The sequence below is a fragment of the Streptomyces sp. JJ66 genome (assembly GCF_019303495.1).
In the GTDB taxonomy this organism is placed as follows: domain Bacteria; phylum Actinomycetota; class Actinomycetes; order Streptomycetales; family Streptomycetaceae; genus Streptomyces.
Window position 1 is genome coordinate 200,921 of record NZ_JAEVFI010000016.1, and the last position, 23,248, is coordinate 224,168.

Here is a 23,248-nt window from a genome sequence, read left to right on the forward strand (position 1 = left end):
CAGCTACGTCGCTGAACGGGAGGGGCCGATGCCGAATCAGATCCGGCTCACCGTCCGCGGGCCGCGCGGCGGCCCGGGGCAGGGCTCGGAGGAGTGCGACGTCCTGGTCTCGGCCCCGCCCGGCACCGTGCTCGCCGCCGTGACGGGCGGCCTGGCGGCGGAGCTGGCCGCGGCGGCCTCCGCGCGGGGTGGCTCCGCCGCGCCCTCCCGGGAGGGCGAGTCCGCCGCCGTCTATGTCGGCGCGCTCCGGCTGGACGCCGCCCGCCACCTGCTGGGCGAGCCCCCGCTGCTCGACGGAGCCGTGGTCTGCCTGCACCGGCCCGCGGAGGAGCTGGCCGCGCTCCCGGCCGGCGGGCCGCGCCTGCACGTCGTCGCCGGGCCGGACGCGGGCGGCGTCCACCTGCTGCACGGCGGGCACGTGCGCGTCGGGCGCTCGGCGGACGCGGACGTGGTGCTGGACGATCCGGACGTCTCCCGCCTGCACTGCGTGGTGACGGTGACGGAGTCCGGTGCCGTGACGGTCGCCGACCTGGGCTCGACGAACGGCACCACGGCCGAGGGCGCCCCCGTCGGCGAGCGCCCCGTGCCGCTGCGCCCCGGGGCGTCGCTGCGGGTGGGCGAGTCGGTGCTGCGGCTGCGCACGGACCCGGTGCGCGTCGCCCCCGAACCGCCCGGCAGCGCCGCCCCCACGCCGCCGGTACCGGCACCCGGGGCGAACGCGTCCGGCGCCCCGCGCGCGTTCGTCCCGGAGCAAACCGGGCCCGGGCGCACGACAGCGCCGGGCGGAGCCGTCACCCACGGGGCCGGGCTCGGCGTCCCCCTCCTGCCGCCGCAGGCCCCGCCCGGGGCACGCCCGGCGCCAACGGACGCCGCCGGGCTGCCGGAGCCACCCGTACGGACCCCCGCGCCGGGCGGGCACGCCCCGCAGCCCCCGCCCGGCGAGTCCCCGGCCGGGGCAGCACCGCCGCCCCCGCAGGTGCCCGCCGGGCCGTCAGACGCGGACGGGCGAGGCGCCCGGAGCCGGGGGTCCTGGGCCCGCCGCTGGAGCGGCAAGCGCACCGCGTCCGGCGACCACCCCTGGGCCAGCGCCCCAGGGCCGCAGCCCGCCCCCGGCCCCCTGCCCGCCCCCGACCGGGGGCGCTGGCCGGACCCGGCGGAGATCCTGCTCACCGCGCTCGGCCCCGGCCCCCGGCTGTGGGAACGCGGCCCGGGGCACGAGGACGCGCTCACGGTACGGCTCGGCACCGCGCACCACGGCGCCCGGCCGGGCCCGCCCCTCACCCTCTCCCTGCGGGAGGCGGGCTCGCTCGGGCTGGCCGGGCCCCGGGCGCGGCTGCTGCCACTGGCGCGGTCCGTACTGGCCCAGCTCGCCACGCTGCACGGCCCCGGCTCGCTGGAGATCGTCGTGCTCGCCTCCGGGCGCGGCGCGCACCGCACCCGGGACTGGTCCTGGCTCGGCTGGCTGCCGCACCTGCGGCCCACCCGCGGGCAGGACTGCCGCCTGCTGTTCGCCTTCGACCGGGACCAGGCCGCCGCCCGCACCGCCGAGCTGACCCGCCGCCTGGACGACGGTCCCCTGGGCCCGGACTGGGCCGACGCCGACCGCGTGGACGTGCTCACCGCCGCCTCCCGCCACACCGGCCCGGCCACGATCCTCGTCGTGGACGGCGACCCGGGCTCCGCCGCGCTGCGCGAGTCCGTGGCCCGCCTCACCGCCTGCGGCGCGGCCGCCGGGGTGCACGTGCTGTGCCTGGCGGAGACGGCGGCGGCCACCCCGTCGTCACCGCAGGCCGAAACGCTGGCCGCCGCCTACCGCCTGCTGCCCGCCTTCCGCGAGTGCGGCGCCGTCGCGCTGCTGAGCGGCGCCGTGGCGACCGCGCTGCGCCTGGTGCGGCGCGGCGGCGCAGACCGGGTGGGCGAGCCCGCCACCGTGGACGGGGTGTCCGCCGCGTGGGCGGAACGCGTGGCCCGCGCCCTGGCTCCGCTGCGCGAGGCCGACGCCCAGCTGGCGCCGCCCGGCACCGGTGTCCCGGCGCCCCGGCACGCCGCGCCCCTGCCCGACACCTCGCGCCTGCTGGAAGAGCTGGGGCTGGCCCGCGCCACCCCGGCCGCGCTGCTCGCCCGCTGGCCCGAACCCCACCAGCCGCCGCGCGCCTGCCTGGTGCTGGGCGCGGGTCCGCGCGGCCCGCTGGAGGCCGACCTCGTCGCCGCCCGCAGCCACCTCCTGGTCAGCGGCGCCCCCGGCAGCGGCAAGACGGAACTGCTGTGCTCGCTCGCCGCCTCCCTGGCGGCGCAGGAGCGGCCGGACCGGCTGGCGCTCGTCCTCCTCGACGGCGGCACCGCGCAGGGCCTGCGGGCGGCCACCGAACTCCCGCACGCCACGACGTACCTGGCCGCAGGCGACCCCCAGCGCATGCGGGCCTGCGCCCAGGCGCTCACCGGCGAACTCAAGCGCCGTGCCGAACTGCTGGACGGCGTGGCCTTCGAGGAGTTCACCGGCGTCGCCGGTCCGGCACTGGGCACGGTGACCACCGGTGCGGCCGGGGAGCCCGCCGGGTGGGGCGAGGAGGATCGCGGCACCCTGCGGCTGCGGCCCCGCCCGGGGTGGGAGAGCCGCAGCCCGCTGCCCCGGCTGGCGGTCCTGGTGGACGACGTGGACGCGCTGGTGGACCCGGCGCTCGGCAACCCAGGGCGGCCTGCGGCGGGCTCGGTGGTGCGGGCGCTGGAGGCCGTGGCGCGCGATGGGCTGCGGCTGGGCGTCCACCTGATCGCGGCCACCGGCCGCCCCGACCGCACCGCGCACACCGTTACCGACCAGGGCGCGTCCCTGCGCGTGGCCCTCGGCGGCCCGGCCAGCGCGAAGACCCCGGCCGGCCGTGGGGTGCTGCACCGGCCCGACGGGGTGGCGGTGCCCTTCCAGGCGGGCCGGGTCACGGCGCGGATTCCCCGGACGGCCACCCAGCGGCCGACGGTCACCGCGCTGGACTGGGCGCGGGCCGGTGCCCCGCCCACCCGGCGTCCCGTGCGCGAGCTGGGCAACGGGCCCACCGACCTCGCGCTGCTGGCCAGCGCGACAGACCGGGCCGCGCGCGAGTGCGCCTCCCCGGTGCCGCCGCCGCTGGTGTGACCACGCCCCGGCCCTGGGCGAGGCCGGGCGGCTCGCGCCCTGGGCCGCGCCTTCCCGCCGCCCGGGGACCCCGGCTCCCCCGCCGTCCCCGGGCGTCACCTCGGGACCCCGGCTCCCGCCCTCCCGGGCGTCACCTCGGGCTCCGGTCGGCAGAGGCCGAGCAGGCTGACGGGTCAGCGGGAGGGCGGGGTGTTCGGCACGGGCTGGCGCCGGGGCCAAACGGCGTCACCCCCGGTACACCGAACGGAGTCCGCGACCGTGGCGGTGACCGCCCGACACCGCGCATCACCGCATGATCGGGTTACCTGACCCGCGCCCACCGGGAAGTGCCGTGCCCCGCTTCAGCATCATCGTTCCCGCCCACCAGGCGCATGGCTACCTGCCCGAGTGCCTGGAGTCCGTGCTCACGCAGTCCTTCACCGACCTCGAACTCCTCGCGGTGGACGACGGCTCCCCCGACGCCTGTGGCGGGTTGCTGGCGGAGGCGGCAGCGGCCGACCGGCGGGTGACGGTGCTGCGGATGCCGGAGCCGGCCGGCCCGGGACCGGCCCGCAACGCCGGGCTCGCCCACGCCCGCGGTGACTACGTGCTGTTCCTCGACAGCGACGACGCCCTCGCCCCCGGCGCCCTGCAAGCCATCGCCGACCGCCTCGTGGACACCGCCGAACCGGACCTGGTGCTCTTCGACCACGAACGCGCCTTCTGGCATGGCGGCACCGATCGCGGCGCCCCCGCCGGGCTGCTGGCCCACCGCGACCCGCAGGTGTTCCGCGCCGAGGACCGCGCCGCGCTGCTGCGGCTGCCCGGCGTCGCCTGGAACAAGGCGTGCCGCCGGGAGTTCCTGGCCCAGCGCGGGCTGCGGTTTCCGCCCGGGGCGTACGAGGGCGTCACCTTCAGCTGGTGTGTGCTGCTGACGGCCGAGGCGGTCACCGTGCTGGACCGGGTCTGCGTCCAGCACCGGCGGCGCCGCGCGGGCGGCCTGCTGGCACAGGCGCCGCGCAAGCACTTCGACCTCTTCGCCCAGTACGACCGCGTCTTCGCCTTCGTCAACCAGCAGCACCAGCTCGTGCACTGGCGGCCGGTGCTCTACCGGCGCATGACCGACCACCTCACCGCCGTCTTCCTCGCCCCCGGGCGGCTGCCGCGCGCCAGCCGCGCGGAGTTCTTCCGGCGCAGCGGCAGGCTGTGCGCCCGGCACCGGTCGGCGGCGGGCCGCACCACACTGCGCCACCTGCTGCTGCGGCTCGGCGCCCGCCGCACGTTCCGGCTGCTGTGGGCGGCGGGCGGACTGCGGCGCCGGGTGCGTGCCGCCTGCCGTGCCGTGCACGGCGCGGCGGTACGGGCGGCGTACCGGGTGCACTGCCGCCGCACGCTGGACCCGGCCCTGGCCGTCTTCGCCGCCCCGGGCGAACGCGGGTACACCGGGTACACCGGAGATCCAGCGGCCGTCGAAGCGGCGGCGCGCCAGCTCATCCCCGGGTTGCGCACGGCCTGGGTGGGCAGCGAGGCGCAGGCGGCCGGACTGCCGCGCGCGGTACGCCGCCTGCGGCCGGGGTCGGCCGCGCACTGGCGGGCGCTGGCGCGCGCCACGTACCTCGTCAGCAGCGGCGACTTCGAGCCCGGGTTGCGCAAGCGGCGCGGACAGGTCCTGGTGCAGACGCACCGGGGCACTCCGCTCGGCCGCGAAGGGCTCGACCTGGGCGACCACCCCGTGACCGGGCTGCGCACCGACTTCGCCACGCTCCTCGCCCGAGTAGACGACTGGGACTACAGCCTCTCCGCCAACCGTCACTCCACCCTCGCCCGCGAACGCGCCTACCCCGGCGACTACACCACCCTGGAGTACGGCGCCCCGCGCAACGACGTGCTGTACCGGGCCACGGCCGAGGACGTCGCACGCATCCGCGACGAGCTGGGTGTGCCCGCCGGTTCGGTGGCCGTGCTGTACGCGCCCGCGCCGCGCGACCACCTGCGCGGGCGCCTGCCCCGGCTGGATGTCACCCGGCTCGCGCACGCGCTCGGGCGGGGCTTCGTCGTTCTCGACGGGGCCGCGCCGCACGGCGTCCACCGCTCCGTGGCCCGGCTGTGCCTGGCCGCCGACGCCCTGGTCACCGACTACTCGCCCCTCGTCTTCGACTACGCCAACCTCGACCGTCCCATCGTCCTGCACGCCGACGACTGGGAGACCTTTCGCGCCACCCGGGGCACCTATGTCGATCTGCCCGGCGCGCCGCCCGGGCCGGTGGCCTGGGACGTGGACAGCCTGGTGCGTCTCTTCCACAGCGGTGCGTGGTGCGGGCCGGGCAGCGCGGCGCTGCGCTCGGCTTTCCGGGCGCGCTTTTGCCCCTACGACGACGGCCACGCGGCGGAGCGGGTGGCACGCGCGGTCTTCCTCGACGGCACCGGCCTGGCCCCGGTGGTTCCCCTCGCCCAGCGCCGCCCGGCCCCGCTGCCGTCCCGGTCCGCTCCGCGCGGGCGCGTGGTGCGTCCCGGCGGCCCGCACACGGGCACCCGTCTCACGGGTTGACGCCCGCCCCCGCCCCAGCACGGCGCGCGGCTACTGCGGGGCTCTTGCCAGGCGGGGCGGGGCGGCTACTCCAGCTACTTCGGCACGCCGAACAGGTGGGCGGGTGGGATACCCGCCCACCTGAGGCGGCACGCCACGGTTACCGGTTGCTCCGCAGCAGCGTGCGCATGGTGCGCATGGCCACCGACAGGTTCGCCAGGTCGAACGTGTCGGAGGACTGGATCTCCTCCAGCGTCGCCCGCGCCCGGCCGAGGATCGCCGCGTTCTTCTCCTCCCACGCCTTGAACCGCTGCTCCGGGGTCGCGGCGGAGTCGCCGCCCGCCAGCACGTCGGCGGTCAGCAGTTGGTGCGCGGCGTACAGGTCTTCGCGGATCGCGGCGCGCGCCATGGACTGCCAGCGGTCGGCGCGCGGCAGCTCGCTGACGCGGTCCTGGAGCTGGGTGATGCCGAGCCGGTCGGCGAGGTCGTAGTAGACCTCGGCGACGTCCATCAGCTCGCGTCCGGTGCGGTCGGCGACGGCGACGATGTCCAGCGCCGGGAACACCGAGGAGAACCCGGCCACCCGGCGCGCCAGCTCCCCGGGGACACCGGCGTCCGCCAGCTCCTCGTGGATCTTCTCGAACCACGCCAGGTCCTCGCCCTTGAGCAGGGTGGGCAGTTCGTTCCACACGGCCTGGACGCGTTCGCCGAACACCTCGACGGTCTCGGCGAGCAGCAGCGGCTGCGGGCGGTTGCCGAGCAGCCAGCGCGTGGCGCGCTCGACCAGGCGGCGCGAGTGGAGCCGGATGCGGGTCTGCACCTCGGCGCTGACCTCGTTGTCCAGTGTCTCGACCTCGTCCCAGACCTGGGACATGCGGAAGATGGAACGGGCGGCCGTGTGCGCCCGCACGATCTCCTCGGAGGACGCGCCGGACTCCTCGCGCAGCCGGTGCAGGAAGGTCGAGCCGCCCATGTTGACCGTGTCATTGACCAGCACCGTGGTGATGATCTGGCGGCGCAGGGCGTGCGCGTCGATCTCGGCGGGGAACCTCTCCCGCAGCGGGCGCGGGAAGTAGCAGTGCGCCAGGTCGCGCAGGTAGGCGTCCTCGGGGAGGTCGGTGGCCAGCAGCTCCTCGGTGACGGTGATCTTGGCGTAGGCCAGCAGCACCGCCAGCTCCGGCTGGGTCAGGCCCCGGCCGTGGTTCATGCGCTCGCGGATCTGCTCATGGTCGGGCAGGAACTCCAGCTCGCGGTCCAGCCGTCCGGAGCGGATGAGGCTGTCCATGTAGCGGGCGTGGGCCTGGATCAGGCCGGGCGCGGTCTCCAGCGCGTTGGCCAGGGCGACATTCTGCGCGTAGTTGGTGCGCAGGACGATGTCACCCACCTCGTCGGTCATCTCCGCGAGCAGGGTGTTGCGCTGCTTGACGGTCATGTCCCCGTTGCCGACGACGGCATTGAGCAGGATCTTGATGTTCACCTCGTGGTCGGAGGTGTCCACCCCGGCGCTGTTGTCGATGGCGTCGGTGTTGACCTTGCCGCCGCACAGCGCGTACTCGATACGGCCGAGCTGCGTCAGCCCCAGGTTGCCGCCCTCACCGACGACCTGCGCCCGCAGCTCGTCGCCGTCCACCCGGATGGCGTCGTTGGCCTTGTCGCCGACGTCCTGGTGGGACTCGCTGGACGCCTTGACGTAGGTGCCGATGCCGCCGTTCCACAGCAGGTCCACCGGGGCCTGGAGGATGGCGCGCATCAGCTCCGGCGGCGTCATCTTGGTGACGCCGTCCTCCAGCCCGAGCGCCTCGCGCAGCTGCGGGCTGACGGGGATGGACTTGGTGGTGCGCGGGAAGACGCCACCGCCGGCGGAGATCAGCTCGGTGTCGTAGTCGGCCCACGAGGAGCGCGGCAGGTCGAACAGGCGACGCCGCTCGGCGTAGGAGGTCGCGGCGTCCGGGTCGGGGTCGATGAAGATGTGCCGGTGGTCGAAGGCGGCCACCAGGCGGATGTGCTCGCTGAGCAGCATGCCGTTGCCGAACACGTCACCGGACATGTCGCCGATGCCGACGACGGTGAAGTCCTGCGTCTGCGTGTCGTGGCCCAGCTCGCGGAAGTGCCGCTTGACCGACTCCCAGGCGCCGCGCGCGGTGATGCCCATGCCCTTGTGGTCGTAGCCCGCCGAGCCGCCGGAGGCGAAGGCGTCACCGAGCCAGAAGCCGTAGGCGACGGCGACCTCGTTGGCGATGTCGGAGAACGTCGCGGTGCCCTTGTCGGCGGCGACGACGAGGTAGGTGTCGTCCTCGTCGTGCCGCACGACGTCCTTGGGCGGCAGCACCTCGCCGCTGACCAGGTTGTCGGTGATGTCGAGCATGCCGCAGATGAAGGTGCGGTAGCAGGCGATGCCCTCGGCCAGCCACGCGTCCCGGTCCACCGCCGGGTCGGGCAGCCGCTTGCCGACGAAGCCGCCCTTGGCGCCGACGGGCACGATGACGGTGTTCTTCACCTCCTGCGCCTTGACCAGGCCCAGGATCTCGGTGCGGAAGTCCTCCTTGCGGTCCGACCAGCGCAGGCCGCCGCGGGCGACCTTGCCGAACCGCAGGTGCACACCCTCCACGCGCGGGGAGTACACCCAGATCTCGTAGGACGGGCGCGGTGCGGGCAGGTCGGGGATGGCCTGCGGGTCGAGCTTCATCGAGACGTACGCGTGCAGGCCGCCGCCGTCGGTGCGCTGGAAGTAGTTGGTGCGCAAGGTGGCCTTGATGACGGTGAGGAACGAGCGCAGCATGCGATCCTCGTCCAGGTTGGCCACCGAGTCCAGCGCGCCGCCCAGCTCCTCCAGCAGGCCGTCCACCAGCTCCCTGCCCGCGCTCTGCCGCTGCGGGGCGAGCCGCGCCTCGAACAGGCTGACCAGCAGGCGCGTGGTGTGGACGTGGCGGCGCAGGGTCTCCTCCATCGTCGCCTGGCCGAATTTGGCCCCGGCCTGCCACAGGTAGCGGGCGTAGGCGCGCAGCACCATGGCCTGCCGCCAGGTCAGCCCGGCCGAGAGCACCAGGGCGTTGAGGCCGTCGTTCTCGGCCTCGCCGCGCCAGACGGCGGCGAAGGTCTCCTGGAACCGGTGCCGGGCGTCCTCACCCAGGCGCTGTGCGGCCGACTCCGGCAGCCGCAGGCCGAAGTCGTAGATCCAGGCGCGGGTGCCCTCGACGGTGCGCAGCTCGTAGGGCCGCTCGTCAACGACCTCCACGCCCATCGCCTGGAGGATCGGCAGCACCGCTGACAGCGAGACGGGCTCGCCGGTGCGGTAGATCTTGAATCGCCGCTCGCCGCTCGCCGCGCCGACCGGCTCGTAGAGGCTGAGCGCGAAGTTGCCGCCGGTGGCGTCCGGCTCGGGCTCCTGCTCCAGCTCGACCAGGCGCTGGAGGTCGGCGACGGCGGCGCGCGGGGCGAAGTCGGCCTTGTAACCCTCGGGGAAGGCGGCTGCGCCGTAGCGGCGGGACAGCTCGGCGGCCTTCTCCTCCCCGCACTCGGCGACCAGCGCATCGGCGAGCCCGTCGGCCCAGGAGCGGGCGGCCTCGACCAGCCGCGCCTCGATGCGGTCGGCCTCGGCGTCGGTGAGCGGCTCCAGCTTCGTGCCCGGCTCGACGTGGATGACGAAGTGCAGCCGGGAAAGCACCGACTCGGTGTTCCAGGCGGTGAAGTCAACGCTGGTGCCGCCCAGCTCCTCGGTGAGGATGTCGATCAGCCGCAGCCGCACCCCGGTGGTGTAGCGGTCGCGCGGCAGGTAGACCAGCGCCGAGTAGTAGCGGCCGTACTCGTCCTGGCGCAGGAACAGCCGCAGCCTGCGGCGCTCCTGGAGGTAGAGGACGGACAGCGCGATGGAGCGCAGCTCGTCCTGGGGGATCTGGAACAGCTCGTCGCGCGGGTAGGTCTCCAGGATCTGGAGCAGGTCGCGCCCCGCGTGGCTGTCGGGCGCGAACCCGGCGTGCGCCAGAACGGCCTCGATCTTGCGGCGGATGACCGGGATCTGCCGCACCGTCTCCACGAACGCCGACGCGGCGAACAGGCCGAGGAAGCGCCGCTCGCCGACGACGTTGCCCTCGGCGTCGAACTTCTTCACCCCGACGTAGTCCAGGTAGGACGAGCGGTGCACGGTGGCGCGGCTGTTGGCCTTGGTCAGCACCAGCAGGGTGCGCTCCTGGGCCTTGGCCCGCGCGTCGGGGCTGAGGCGGCTGAAGGACGGGGAGACGGGGTGGCCCTCCTCGTCCTCGGTGTGCAGCGGGTCCGCGCGCAGGACCCCGAGGCCGGTGCCCGGCACCGACTTCAGCACCATCTCGCCGCCGCTGTGCGCCAGCTCGTACTCGCGGTAGCCGAGGAAGGTGAACCGGTCGTCGGCCAGCCAGCGCAGCAGCGCCTGTGCCTCGGTGATCTCCTGCTCGGGCAGGTCGTCGGTGGGCTCCTTCGGCAGCCCGTCGGCGATGGCCAGGGCGGTGCCGCGCATCTTCCGCCAGTCCTCGACGGCCTCGCGCACGTCGGAGAGGATGCGGCGCAGGTCGAGGGTGATCTGCTGGAGGTCGGCGGCCTCCGTCTCGCGGTCGGTCTCGACGTGAATCCAGGACTCGGTGACGGCGTCCGGCGGCAGTTCCTCCCGGCGGTGGGTGCGCGGCTCGGGTGAGTACGGGTCGCGTCCGGCGTCCAGCACCTCCAGCAGCTTGCCCGTCACGTCGCGGCGGACGATGACCTGCGGGTGGATGACGAGGTGGATGCCGCGGTGCTGCCGGGTCAGCTCGTTGGTGACCGAGTCCACGAGGAAGGGCATGTCGTCGGTGACGACCTCCACGACCGTGTGCGTGCAGGTCCAGCCGTTCTCCTCGACCGTCGGCGTGTAGACGCGGACGTTGGCGGTGCCCTGCGGACGCTGCTGAGCCAGCTTGTGATGCGACAGCGCGGCCCCGAGCACGTCCACCGGGTCACGGTCGGTGAGATCCTCGGGGGCGGTGTGCAGGTAGTAGCGCTGGAGGTAGGCGTCCAGAGCGCCGGCGTCGAGGCCCTGGGCCGGCAGGCTCCCGGCGGGGCTCGACTCAGCTGCCTGGGCGGCTCGCCTGAGCAGATCGGCCTTGGCTTCGTCCAGCTTGGTCTGCATGTCCTCTGGCTCCTGTCGCGCGCCATTGCGTGACGTCAGATGGTGGGGTGAAGGGCTTTTTCCGTTGACAGGCGGCACGACGCGCACGGCCATCCAAACCGGTGGGGCGGGCGTCGCGCCGACAGACGGGACCAGCGGCCGGGTGGGCGTCATCGCACCCGGGGACGCGCGCCGGGAAAGCCTCGTCGTCTTCGTCCCCTGACACGGCTATCGCGCTGATCACGCCGCTTAGGCTATCGCCAAGCCCCTGGCCGCCGTCACCTTGGACTGCCGTACAAATAACCGGCTGGAACTTGTACGGAGCGTCCATTCCTCCCGTGTGCCCGTCTGCTACGCGGCTATGCGCTCCGCCTCCGCCACGGCCTCCGCCAGCGTGTCCACCACCGGCACCCCGGCCTCCTCCAGGCTCGCGCGGCCGTGCGAGCCGCCGGTGTACAGCACCGCGCGCGCCCCCACGTGCTCGGCCGCCCGCGCATCGTCCACCGCGTCTCCGATCACCACCGTCCGGGCCGGGTCCACATCCGTGAGCGAGGCCAGGTGGCGGGCCATGTGCGCCGCCTTGCCGTGCCCGTCCAGCGGTGTCGCCAGGCCGTCCACCCGCACGAAGTGGCCGTCGATGCCGTGGCTGCGCACCAGCGGCACCAGGTGGTCGTGCGGCGCGAGCGAGCACAGCGACTGCGTCCCGCCCGCCGCCGCGCGGGCGGCCAGCAGCTCCGCCGCGCCGAGCGTGAGCGCCACCGTGTCCGCACGGTGGAAGTAGTGGCGGTGGAACAGCTCGTTGATCCGCGCGAACTCCTCGTCCGTGGGCAGCTTGCCGGTGAGCTTCTCGTAGAAACGGTGCACGGGCACGCAGTACAGCTCGCGGTAGCGCTCCAGGGTGATCTGCTCCATGCCGACCTCCGCGAAGGTCAGGTTCGTCGCCTCGATCACCGCGTCGATGTCGTGCAGGAGAGTGCCGTTCCAGTCCCACACGATGTGAATCGTCTGCTCACCCGATGCCATACCTCCCGACGGTACGCCGCCCCACTGACAGCGGGAAAACCAGTGGGCCTCAGCCCCGGGCGGGGCCGTCGGCGAGCAGGTGGGCGACCTCCTGCGTGGCGTACCAGAGCAGGTCGTGCTCCTCGGCGGCCTCGACGGTGGCCTCGGCGTCCGCGTCACCGGCGTCGGCGGCGGGCAGGGCCTCCGCCCCCGCGGCGACGGCCGCTTCCGCCCCGGCGGCGTCCACGTGGACGGCGGCGGCCTTCCGGAACGGCACGGCGGCGTCCACCAGAACCTGACCGACTGCCGCCTCGTCCAGGTCCAGGCCGGCGGGCCGCACCGCCTTATCGGCAGACCTCACCGCCTCGTCGGCAGACCTCACCGCCTCATCGGCAGATCTCACCGCCTCATCGGCGACGTCTACCGCCACGACGACACGGCGGCGCGGGGCCTGCGCGTCATCGGCCAGCAGCCGCAGCGAGGCGAGCGCGGCCCGGCCGAGCGCGGCGTACTCCAGCTCCTCCGGGTCGTCGGAGCCACACCACGCGCGCAGCGCGGGCGTGACGGCGAAGGCCGCCAGCGGCAGGGGGTCCAGCTCGCCCTGCCGGTGCGCCACCGCCAGCCGGGGCAGGGTCAGGGGGACGTAGAGGCGCATGGACTGCCGCTTTCGTGTGAGACCGGGCACGGGCTGCTGGCCAGGATACGGCGCTGTCGGCGTGGCCCTCGCTCCGCGCCAGCGAGCGGGTGACGCAGGTCAGCGCCACCCGGGGTCAGCGACGGCGAGGGCTGGAACCCACACGGGTGAGACCACCCGCCGGGGCTCAGGGACGCGTCCGTCATTGCGCGGGCGTGACGCCACCGATACAACCAGTCACGCAAAGCTACCGCTCGGTAGCGAACGTCGTTGCTCACGCTTCACGGGGAAGTTATGACCATCACGCACGGCACCACCCGGCCACCGGGGCGCACCGACGCGCGCCGCCCCTCCCGCTCCGCGCTCACCGCGGCCCGCCGCAGTGCCCGGGAACGGCTGCCGCACTACTGGTTCGCCCACCGCCTGCTGCTCGTCCTCAGCGGACAGCGGCCCGTGCACAGCCTGCTCGGACACGCGGACGGGGCCGCGTACGACGAGCTGGTGCGGTGGGCGCCACTGGCACCCCTGCGGCCGGGTCCCACCCTGCTGCACGTCGGCTGCTCGGCGCCGGGGCAGGGGGTGGTCGAGGCGTACGCCCGCGTCCGCAGCGGCGAGCGCACCCGGGCGCTGGCGTTCCGCCTGGAACAGGCCGCCACCCTCCGCTGGCGCTGCGTCGCCGTCGAACTCGACATCACCCGCCAGCTGTAGCCCGCCGGGACCTGACAGCGCCCCCGCCCGGGCAAGGCTGGGCAGCTCAGCCAGGCGCGGGAGTTCGGGCCGGGGCCTGCGGGACGCCGCACACGTGTGGGACGCCCGCGCGGGCGTCCCACAGGCGCAGTGCGGCAGCCCGTCCCGCAGGGACCGCCCGGCGCGGGCAGCTCCCGCGCCGGGCCGGGTCCGGTCGGCCTACTTCTTGCGGCGGCGCCCGCCGCCCTTCTGGGCCTTGCGCCGCTCCGCGCGGGTCATGCCGTCGGCGACGGAGCGGGCGGTGGGGCCGTCCGCGTCGGCCGCGAAGTCGCCCTCGACGACGCCGCCTTCGCCGTCCACCGTGGGCGCGGAGAAGTGCAGGCGGTCCGGGCGCTGGGGGGCGTCCAGGCCCTTGGCGCGGATCGCGGGGCGGCCCGCGCCCGCCGCGACGGGCTCGCCGGTCTCCTTCGCGGCCCCCGCCCCGGCCGGAGCCTCCTCCTTCGGGCGGGCCTGCACCGGAACCTCCTCGACCTGCCGCTCCACCTGGACCTCCAGGTTGAACAGGTAGCCGACGGACTCCTCCTTGATGCCCTCCATCATGGCCTGGAACATGTCGAAGCCCTCGCGCTGGTACTCCACCAGCGGGTCCTTCTGCGCCATGGCGCGCAGGCCGATGCCCTCCTGGAGGTAGTCCATCTCGTAGAGGTGCTCACGCCACTTGCGGTCCAGGACCGACAGGACGACGCGGCGCTCCAGCTCGCGCATGATCTCCGAGCCCAGCTCCTTCTCGCGCGCGTTGTACTGCTGGTGCATGTCCTCCTGGACGGCCTCGATGAGGAACTCCGCGGTCAGGCCCTCGCGTTCCCCGGCCTCCTCCTCCAGCTCCTCGATGGACACCGAGACGGGGTAGAGCTGCTTGAACGCGGCCCACAGCCGCTCCAGGTCCCACTCCTCGGCGAAACCCTCGACCGTCTCGGCCTGCACGTACGCCTCGATCGTGTCGTCCATGAAGTGGCGCACCTGCTCGTGCAGGTCCTCGCCCTCCAGGACGCGGCGCCGCTCGCTGTAGATGACCTCGCGCTGCCGGTTGAGCACCTCGTCGTACTTCAGGACGTTCTTGCGGATCTCGAAGTTCTGCTGCTCGACCTGCGACTGCGCGGAGGCGATCGCCCGGGTGACCATCTTGTTCTCGATCGGCACGTCGTCGGGCACGTTGGCCATGGCCATGACGCGCTCGACCATCTGCGCCTTGAACAGCCGCATCAGGTCGTCGCCCAGCGAGAGGTAGAAGCGGGACTCGCCCGGGTCGCCCTGGCGGCCCGAGCGGCCGCGCAGCTGGTTGTCGATGCGGCGCGACTCATGCCGCTCGGTGCCCAGCACGTACAGGCCGCCCAGCTCCTTGACCTCCTCGTGCTCCGCCTTGACGGCCGCCTCGGCCTTCTCCAGCGCGGCGGGCAGCGCGGCGGCCCACTCCTCGATGTGCTCGGCCGGGTCGAAGCCCTTGGCGCGCAGCTCGGCCTCGGCGATGGCGTCGGCGTTGCCGCCGAGCTGGATGTCGGTACCGCGCCCCGCCATGTTGGTGGCCACGGTGACCGAGCCCTTGCGCCCGGCCTCGGCGACGATCTGTGCCTCCCGCGCGTGGTTCTTGGCGTTCAGCACCTCGTGCTGGACGCCGCGCTTCTTCAGCTGCTGCGAGAGGTACTCGGACTTCTCCACCGAGGTGGTGCCGACGAGGATCGGCTGGCCCTTCTCGTTCTTCTTGACGATGTCCTCGACGACGGCGTCGAACTTGGCGACCTCGGTGCGGTAGATGAGGTCGGCCTGGTCCTCGCGGATCATCGGGCGGTGCGTGGGGATCGGGACGACGCCGAGCTTGTAGATCTGGTGGAACTCGGCGGCCTCGGTCATCGCCGTACCGGTCATACCGGACAGCTTGTCGTACAGGCGGAAGAAGTTCTGGAGGGTGATCGTGGCGAGTGTCTGGTTCTCGTCCTTGATCTCCACCCCTTCCTTCGCCTCGATCGCCTGGTGCATGCCCTCGTTGTAGCGGCGCCCGGCCAGGATGCGGCCGGTGTGCTCGTCAACGATCATGACCTCGCCGTCGATGACGACGTAGTCCTTGTCCTTCTTGTAGAGCTCCTTGGCCTTGATGGCGTTGTTCAGGTAGCCCACCAGCGGGGTGTTGACGGACTCGTAGAGGTTGTCGATGCCCAGCCAGTCCTCCACGCGGGCCACGCCCGACTCGTGGATGCCGACGGTGCGCTTCTTCTCGTCCACGTCGTAGTCGCCCGTCTCGGGCTTCTGCAGCCGCACATCGGCGGGCTCGCCCTTCTCCAGCCGCTTGACCAGCTTGGCGAAGTCGCCGTACCACTTCGTCGCCGAGTCGGCCGGGCCGGAGATGATCAGCGGGGTGCGGGCCTCGTCCACGAGGATCGAGTCCACCTCGTCCACGATCGCGAAGTTGTGGCCGCGCTGCACCAGCTCGTTCTTCGACCACGCCATGTTGTCGCGCAGGTAGTCGAAGCCGAACTCGTTGTTCGTGCCGTAGGTGATGTCGCAGGCGTACTGCTCGCGGCGCTGCTTGGGCGTCATGTTCGCGACGATGCAGCCCACGGACAGGCCCAGGAACTTGTGCACGCGGCCCATGGTCTCGGCGTCGCGCTGGGCCAGGTAGTCGTTGACGGTGATGAGGTGCACGCCCTCACCGGACAGGCCGTTGAGGTAGGCGGGCAGCGTGCCGACGAGCGTCTTGCCCTCACCGGTCTTCATCTCGGCGACGTAGCCCATGTGCAGCGCGGCACCGCCCATGAGCTGCACGTCGTAGTGGCGCTGGCCCAGCACCCGCTTGGCGGCCTCGCGGACGGTGGCGAACGCCTCGGGCAGCAGGTCGTCCAGGCTCTCGCCGTCGGCGTACCGCGTCTTGTACTCGTCGGTGAGGGCCCGCAGCTCGGCGTCCGAGAGGTCCAGGAAATCCTCTTCGATGGAATTGACCTGGTCCGCGATGCGGTGCAGCTTGCGCAGGATCTTTCCTTCGCCTGCACGCATGAGCTTGTGGAAGACGGACACGAGTGGCTGGCTCCTTGCCGGTCGGGCCTGGCACGGTGGTGCGGGCTTTGGCCGGCCCTCTCCCTGCCGAGAGCCCGTCCTGCCTAAGCACGCCGCACCGGCCATCGTATGCGAGGGGCGTCGGCCCCTGTACCCCCAACGTGCCGGACCCCCACAAGGTGCCGCCCGCTCGCCGTCGGCAGAATCCGGGCATGGAACCCGTGACCCTCACCACCGAGCGCCTGCTGCTGCGCCCCCTGGAACCGCGCGACGCCGACGCCGTCCTCGCCGCCTGCCAGGACCCGGACGTCCAGCGCTGGACGACGGTGCCCTCTCCGTACGAGCGCCGGCACGCGGAGGACTTCGTGCACACCATCAGCCCGGCGGGGTGGCGTGCGGACACCCTGTACACCTTCGGCGTCTTCGACCCCGGCGGCGAGCTGGTCGGCTCCATGGGGCTGGTGAACACCAGCCGCCTGCGCACCGAGCGAGTGGCGGAGATCGGGTACTGGACGGCGCCCGGGCAGCGCGGTCGCGGCTACACCGTCGAGGCGGCCCGCGCCGTGGCCGACTGGGCGTTCGGCGCGCTCGGGGTGGAGCGGCTGGAGTGGTTCGCGGGCGTGGGCAACGAGGCGTCGCGGTCGGTCGCGCTGCGGGTGGGGTTCGTGATGGAGGGCGTGCAGCGGGCGCGCATGGTGCACCGGGGGCGGCGCGTGGACGCCTGGGCGGCGTCCCTGCTGCCCTCGGACTGGGGCCGGGCCTCGGCCACGCCGTACGCACCGTCCGACGGCGGCTGAGCGGCGACGGGCGCTGGCGGGGGCGGGGCGCTGGTGGGGGGCCGGTACCACCCGTTGCTGGCCCCGGTCCGGGCTGTCAGTGGGCCCGTCTACGGTGTGCGCATGACCGCCGTGCCCGCTCCCACGCTGTCCCTGTCCGCCGACGAGGCCCGGCGCATCGCGCTGCGCGCCCAGGGGTTCCTCGGCGCCCCCGACCGCCGGGCCGGAGTGCGCGGCGTGCTCCGCCGGCTCGGCGCGGTCCAGCTGGACACGATCTCCGTGCTGGCCCGCTCGCACGAGCTGATCCCCTACGCCCGGCTCGGCGCGGTGGGCCGCGAGACGGTGGAGGCGGCGTACTGGAGCGAGGGGCACGCTTTCGAGTACTGGTCGCATGCCGCGTGCATCCTGCCCGTCGAGGAGTGGCCGTACTTCGCCTTCCGCCGCCGCGCCCACCGCGAGCGCGGACGCCGCTGGCACGACCTGGCCGACCGCGACGCGGCATGTGCGCGGGTGTGGGAACGGCTGCAGACCGACGGCCCGCTGACCGCCTCTGAGCTGGGCGGCGCCAAGAACGGCGGCGTGTGGTGGGACTGGTCGGAGACGAAGATCGCCGTGGAATGGCTGCTGGACATCGGCGAGGTGGTGTGCGCGGAGCGGCGCGGCTGGAAGCGCGTCTACGACCTGGCCGAGCGGGCGGTGCCCGGCGAGCTGTTCCACGACGACCTGGACGACACCGAATGCCTGCGCCGCCTGGTGACGCAGGCGGGGACGGCCCTGGGCGTCGCCACCCGGGCCGACCTGGCCGACTACCACCGGCTGCGGGGCGAGCAGGTGGCCGCCGTGATAGCCGACACGCCGCTGGTCCCGGTGGAGGTGGCGGGCTGGGGCAAGCCCGCGTGGGCCGACCCGGCGGCACTGGCCGCGCCCGCGCGCGGGCGGCACCGCACGACGCTGCTGTCGCCGTTCGACTCGCTGATCTGGGACCGGCCGCGCACCGAGCGCGTCTTCGGCTTCACGCACCGGCTGGAGGCGTATGTGCCCAAGCCGAAGCGGGTGCACGGCTACTTCGCGATGCCGCTGCTGGCGGGCGGGCACCTGGTCGGCCGGGTGGACCCGGGCCGGGAAGGCGGGACGCTGGTCGCCCGGCAGGTGTCGATGGCCGCGCGCGCGGCGGTGGAGCCGATGGCGCGGGCGCTGGTGGAGGCGGCGGCGTGGGTGGGCTGCGAGGACGTGCGCGTGGACCGCTGCGACGACCCCGCTCTGGCCGCCGCGCTGCGTGCGGAGCTGCCGCACGCCTGGCGGTCCGCGCCGCGCTGACCCCCGGGGAGCGGCGAGGCTACTGGACGGGCTGGGCGCCCCGGCTCCTTCCTGGGCGCCCCGGCTCCTGCTGGGCGCTCCGGCCTCACCTCAGCGGATTTCCAGGATCTTCTCGCGCATCGCGTAGACGACGGCCTCCATCCGGGAGTGCAGTTGCAGCTTCTCCAGGATGTTGCGCACGTGGTTCTTCACGGTGTTCTCGCTGATGTACAGCTCTTTGGCGATGTCGCGGTTGTTCATGCCGGTGGCCACGAGCTTGAGCACTTCCAGCTCGCGGTCGGTCAGGCGGGGCGCGGGGACGAACTTGCTCTCGTCCGTGCGCTGGATCATCGACTTGAACTCGGTCAGCAGCTTCGCCGCCATCGAGGGGCTGATCTGGGACTGGCCATCGGCGACGGCGCGGATGGCCGCGCACACCTCGTCGGTGGAGATCTCCTTCAGCAGGTAGCCGGTGGCGCCCGCCTTGATCGCGTCGTAGAGGTCGGCTTCCTCGTCGCTGATCGTCAGCATGATGATCTTCGCACTGGGGGCGACCTCCTTGATCGCCGTGCACGCCTCGATGCCGCCGCGACGCGGCATGCGCACGTCCATCAGCACGATGTCCGGCAGCAGGTCGGCGGCCTTCTCCACGGCCTCGCTGCCGTCACCCGCCTCGCCGACGACCTCGATGTCCTCCTCGGACTGCAAAACGATCTCCAGACCGCGCCGGAAGAGTTCGTGGTCGTCAACGACCAGGACGCGGATTGGCTCGGCCCGTTCGGTGCCGCGCTCGCCGGGTTCCTCCGCCACCTCGTCGCCGGCTGCGGGCACGGCGCCGGTGCGCCAGCCTGCGGCCATCGCGGGCCCGAAGCTGTCCGCCATCGTTCCTCCCCCAACAGGCCATGCCCGGTCAGCGCCAACCGGGTTGGGCTGGAGGCCGGTTGGTCGTGCGCTCATGCTAGCGACAGCGGGCGCCCAGGCCGACCCGCACGAACCGGCCGTACGCCGCCGAACCGGTACGCATCGCCGCGCCCCCGGCCGGGCTAGGACGCCGGAGCCGGGGGCGCGGCGGATGGTCAGCCGCCGAGCGAGCCGCCCGCACCGGGCGGCATCTCGTCGGCGAAGGGGTCGGGATCGAGGTGGATCACGCCGTAGTCGTAGGCGTGGCGCCGGTAGACGACGCTGGGCTGCTTGGTGTCGGAGTCGACGAAGAGGTAGAAGTCGTGCCCGACCAACTCCATCTCGTACAGGGCCTGATCGAGGGTCATGGGTGCGGCCCGGTGCGTCTTCTCCCGGCACACCAGCGGGCCGTCGCCCTGCACGTCGAGCGGGCCGACCTTCTTGACGGCCGGCTCCTCGGCCACGTCGGCCTCGAACGCACCCAGTTGACCGTTGCCGTTGAGCGTGGCGACGCCGGGCACGGTCGCCGCGACGTCGCTGGCGGGGATACGGGCGGCGCCCCGGCGGGAGATCCGCTTGTCGTGCCGCCGCCGCAGCCTGGCTTCCAGCTTCTCCGTGGCCAGGTCGAGTGCCGCGTAGGGGTCCGCTGCCGCCGCCTCGGCCCGGATGACCGGGCCGCGGTGCCGGAGAGTGATCTCCACGCGGTCGGAACGGTCGGCCTGGCGGGGGTTGTGCTCCTTGGACACCTCAACGTCCAAGCGGGTCACCTTGCCATCGAGCTTCTGCAGCTTCTCCAGCTTCAGCTTCTCGGTCACGTGCTTGCGGAACCGCTCGGGTACCTGAGTCTTACGGCCCTTGACGACGATGTCCACGCAGAACTCCGTTCCCGGACCACTCCGCCAGCGGGGACGGAGCGTCCTTGGTGCACTGAGCCGGAGGCCCCGGTGCCAACCGGTCACCCTCCGGCACTACGTCGGGTTGCGACTTCCACCTCCTTCTCCCCCAGCGGGAAGATCGCCACCCACTCAGAAGAGAGGCGACCGGTGAGGACCGGTGAGCGCGGACCTGCCGCACAGACTCCGTTCGTCGAGTGCTCGGCCGTCGTGTCACCGGCCAATTCCTCATACCGAACGTACCCCGACCGGGGGACAGTCGGCACCCCCTACCGATGCGTACCCCTCCTGAGCCCTTCTCCAGTTGTTAACCCGCGCAACGTATGACGCTGGTAGGCGGTTCCCTGCCCCGATCCCCGCCCGGTCATGCACGGCACACCGCGCCGGTACGCCCACCCACCCGCACTGGCGGTGGCGGCTCAGCGGTGCGGTCCGCCACCACCCCGGGTGCCGCTCATCCCGGACGCGGGGCGAGGGCGACGACGGCGGCGCCCGCGCACGGAGCTCCGGCCGCCGTCAGCGCGCGTACGGCCTCCGCCAGCGAAGCGCCGGTGGTGACCAGATCGTCCACCACGACGACGGCCCGCGCCGCACCCAGCAGCCGGACCGCGCCCGGTGCCACCGTGAGCGCCCCGGCGAGGTTGCGGTGGCGTTCACCGGGGGTGAGCCGCGCCTGGTCGGCCACCGGGCGGTGCTGGCACAGCACGGCCGCCGCCCGCGCCGCGACACCGGTGCTCCGCAGGGCTGAGGCTGCGGCGCGGGCCAGGCGGCGCACCGGGTCGTGTCCGCGCGCCGCCACGCTGCGCCGCGCTGAGGGCACCGGCACGAGCAGGACCGGCCCGGCCCGTGCCGCCGCCCGCGCCGCGCCTGGTGCCCACCCGGCACCCTGCCCCGGCATCGGTATCGGCTCCGGCCGCGCGGGCTGTCCTGCCCCCGCGCCCTGCCCCGTCCGCGCGCACTGCCCCGGTCCCGCCAGCGCTGCCCGCACCGCACCGGCCAGGGTTTGCCCCAGCGGGTGCGCCAGCCGCAGGGCACCGCGCTCCTTGTGCGCGAGCAGCAGGGCCCGCAACTCGTCGGCGTAGACCCCGGCCGCGTACGCCGACGGCAGCCCCGGCACACCGCCCACGGGCCGCACGCGCGCGTCCCGGAGCACCTGTCGGCAGCGCGCGCACAGCCCGCTGCCCGGCGCGCCGCACCCCGCGCACCGCGCCGACAGCACCAGGTCCACCAGCTCCTGCCACCACCCGGCCACCAGCATGGGTTCCCCCCTCGCCCGGTTCCCGCACGCCGACGTCTCCGCGTACGCCGACCACCACGCACCGTAACTCGGGGCGCTGACAGCGAGGTCCGTCAGCCCGGGTAGACGGGCGCGTGGCCCTCCTCGGCGACCTGGAGCCAGTCGCCGTCCGGCGGCAGCCGCACGATGCCCTCGGCGGAGTCGGCCAGCAGCGGCTTGGTCTCGTCCTCCGTGGCGGCGATGCTCTCGATCTCGTTGACGCCCGGGAGCTTCGCCGGGGTCCCCGGCGAGCCGTCGGTGGACATCACCCGCACCTGCTGGACGCCGCCGAACTCCTTGCCGACGACGACCAGGCGGCTGCCCCCGGCCCAGGAGACCGCGACCACGTTCTCCAGCTGCGGGGCGATGTCCCGCAGGCCGGTGACGGTGGCACTCGGCTCACCGTCGGCGGCGCGCTCCCGTTCCACCCGGCCCAGTTGCAGCGTCGTACGGTCGCCCGCGCGGACCAGCAGGGCGATGCGCACCCCGTCCGCGGCCACCTTGAGCGCCTGCACCCGGCCGTCACCCAGCCCCCGCACCCGCACCTCCTGCGGCGTCCCGGTGCCCGCGCGCAGGCGCAGCAGGCGCGGCTCATCCGGGTTCTGGTCGGCCACCCACAGGTCCCCCAGGCCGTCCCAGCTGGGCCCGGTCAGCCGCTCGCCGTTCTCCGACTTCCCAGCGCTGCTCACGCTCGGCTGGCCGAACGACGTGCCCTTCTCCAGGGGCGCGACGTACAGCTTGCCGCCGTCCAGGGAGACGCCCGCCGTGGTCTTCTCGTCCCGGCTGACGGCGATGTGCCGCATGGGCAGCCGCCCGGTACCGAAGGGCCCGGCCACCGGCGCACCGGTTTTCTCGTCCTCGCTCAGCTCCACCAGGCGGCGGTCCTGGTCGAGGTAGTACGACGAAGACGCCGCTGCCGCGGAGGCCGGGAGACCGCCCAGCAATCCGGGCGCGTACTCCTGGGCGGCCTCCCGGCCCAGCCCGCACAGCTCGCTCCCGCCCGCGTCCCGCAGTGTGACGTGCTTGACCCGGGTGGAGGACTGGTGGTCCACGGTGTGCAACAGCTGCGAGGCCATCCGCGCGCACTGCGTGTGCTCCACCCGCAGCGGCTTCTTCTCCTCCACTCCGGCCAGCTCCACGTCCAGGCCCCCGGAGTCGTCCAGCGCGAGCTGCTGGCGGGAGGCCAGGTGGACGCCGGTGGGGAAGGCGGAGGTCACCACCGGCCGCAGCCAGTCCGTCGGCCCCTGCAGCAGCGCGCGCACGGTCTCGGTGACCGGATCGACGTGGCGGCGCAGGTACACCGGATCGGACACCAGGACATTGCGCCCACCGCGCACGTCGCCCGCCTCGGGGCCGAGCGCGGCGAAGTAGTAGGTGTTCACCGAGCGGTAGATGCGCTCGAAGTCGGCCTCCCCCAGCACCAGGCCGTCGGGCAGCTGGTCGATGCGCCACTGCCCGCTCTGCTTGACCAGGCGGAAGGTGGCCAGGAAACCGTCGTCTCGCGGCGCGTAGGCGTTCTTGCCGTCCACCAGGGCTATCTGCTTGCCGGTGACCTCGACGGTGTAGCCCTCGCCGCCGTTGCCGGGCAGCGCCCCGCCGGCCGGGACCTCGGGGCCGCCGGAGACGACGGTCGTCCCGGCGAACGGGTCCCACTCCTTGGCGGTGCTCTCGGTCAGGTACTTGCGGGCGGTCTCGTACTCTGACTCGTCGCTGGTGGTGGCCTCCAGGAAGCCCCGCACGATCTGCAGCGGGTGCTCCCCCGGCTCCGGCGGCACCCCGAAGACGCGGACATGCGCGTCCGCCTCGGTCCGCCGCTGCCCCTCGATCGGCTGAACGTCACCGCTCGACGGCATGGCGGCGCAGCCGGTGAGCAGCATGAGGGAAGCGGTCAGCAGCGCGCCGACCCGCGAGCGGTCAGCTCTCATGGTGGCCCCCCGCCCGGCCGGGCGCCGCCCCGGCGGGCTGCGTCCGCTCTGTCGCGCTGCCCGCCGCAGCG

Annotated in this window: 12 protein-coding genes and 1 pseudogene; 5 read left to right on the top strand and 8 right to left on the bottom strand. The window is 73.8% G+C overall.

Going from position 1 to position 23,248, the window contains the following annotated elements; genetic code table 11:
* Positions 1-28 precede the first annotated feature (28 nt).
* Together JJV70_RS14275 and JJV70_RS23270 are read left to right on the top strand one after the other, a co-directional pair.
* A complete protein-coding gene (locus JJV70_RS14275) occupies positions 29-3,127 on the top strand; it encodes an FtsK/SpoIIIE domain-containing protein (protein ID WP_219048260.1) in 3,099 nt (1,032 codons plus the stop codon).
* 331 nt (positions 3,128-3,458) lie between these two features.
* Positions 3,459-5,654: a bifunctional glycosyltransferase family 2 protein/CDP-glycerol:glycerophosphate glycerophosphotransferase gene (locus tag JJV70_RS23270; protein ID WP_308294819.1), complete on the top strand. Its 2,196-nt coding sequence runs from the start codon at positions 3,459-3,461 to the stop codon at positions 5,652-5,654.
* A gap of 139 nt (positions 5,655-5,793) precedes the next feature.
* Here the strand turns inward: JJV70_RS23270 and JJV70_RS14285 are convergent, their stop codons facing one another.
* The 3 genes from JJV70_RS14285 to JJV70_RS14295 form a co-directional block, all read right to left on the bottom strand.
* Positions 5,794-10,764 carry an NAD-glutamate dehydrogenase gene (locus tag JJV70_RS14285; RefSeq protein ID WP_219048263.1) on the bottom strand — a complete coding sequence of 1,657 codons (4,971 nt, stop codon included), beginning with the start codon at positions 10,762-10,764 and terminating at the stop codon, positions 5,794-5,796.
* 330 nt (positions 10,765-11,094) lie between these two features.
* A complete protein-coding gene (locus JJV70_RS14290; protein WP_219048265.1) occupies positions 11,095-11,766 on the bottom strand; it encodes an HAD family hydrolase in 672 nt (223 codons plus the stop codon).
* Between the two features lie 49 nt (positions 11,767-11,815).
* On the bottom strand, positions 11,816-12,400 hold the full coding sequence (locus JJV70_RS14295; protein ID WP_219048266.1) for a hypothetical protein: 585 nt from the start codon (positions 12,398-12,400) through the stop codon (positions 11,816-11,818).
* A gap of 273 nt (positions 12,401-12,673) precedes the next feature.
* Between JJV70_RS14295 and JJV70_RS14300 the strand changes: the two genes are divergently transcribed.
* Positions 12,674-13,087 (top strand): Rv3235 family protein, encoded by a 414-nt coding sequence (locus tag JJV70_RS14300; RefSeq protein ID WP_219048267.1) that lies wholly within the window; start codon positions 12,674-12,676, stop codon positions 13,085-13,087.
* A gap of 198 nt (positions 13,088-13,285) precedes the next feature.
* On the opposite strand, the gene secA is transcribed toward JJV70_RS14300, so the two are convergent.
* The gene (secA, locus tag JJV70_RS14305; RefSeq protein WP_219048269.1) at positions 13,286-16,132 is read right to left on the bottom strand and encodes a preprotein translocase subunit SecA; all 2,847 of its coding nucleotides are present in this window, start codon (positions 16,130-16,132) and stop codon (positions 13,286-13,288) included.
* Between the two features lie 191 nt (positions 16,133-16,323).
* Between secA and JJV70_RS14310 the strand changes: the two genes are divergently transcribed.
* Positions 16,324-16,908 (top strand): GNAT family N-acetyltransferase, encoded by a 585-nt coding sequence (locus tag JJV70_RS14310; protein ID WP_219048271.1) that lies wholly within the window; start codon positions 16,324-16,326, stop codon positions 16,906-16,908.
* Positions 16,909-17,010: 102 nt separating this feature from the next.
* Positions 17,011-18,204: a winged helix-turn-helix domain-containing protein gene (locus tag JJV70_RS14315; protein ID WP_219048272.1), complete on the top strand. Its 1,194-nt coding sequence runs from the start codon at positions 17,011-17,013 to the stop codon at positions 18,202-18,204.
* 90 nt (positions 18,205-18,294) lie between these two features.
* Here JJV70_RS14315 and JJV70_RS14320 read toward each other — a convergent pair.
* The 4 genes and pseudogenes from JJV70_RS14320 to JJV70_RS14335 all read right to left on the bottom strand — a co-directional run.
* Positions 18,295-18,969 (bottom strand): annotated as a pseudogene (locus tag JJV70_RS14320) (response regulator); the annotation flags it as partial.
* A 290-nt stretch (positions 18,970-19,259) separates the two neighbouring features.
* Entirely contained in the window at positions 19,260-19,955 is a 696-nt protein-coding gene (gene hpf / locus JJV70_RS14325) for a ribosome hibernation-promoting factor, HPF/YfiA family (protein WP_308294820.1), read from the bottom strand.
* Between the two features lie 475 nt (positions 19,956-20,430).
* Positions 20,431-21,234, bottom strand: coding sequence for a ComF family protein (locus JJV70_RS14330; RefSeq protein WP_306823460.1), 804 nt, complete (start codon positions 21,232-21,234; stop codon positions 20,431-20,433).
* 92 nt (positions 21,235-21,326) lie between these two features.
* A complete protein-coding gene (locus JJV70_RS14335) occupies positions 21,327-23,177 on the bottom strand; it encodes an LpqB family beta-propeller domain-containing protein (protein WP_219048276.1) in 1,851 nt (616 codons plus the stop codon).
* Positions 23,178-23,248: the final 71 nt, after the last annotated feature.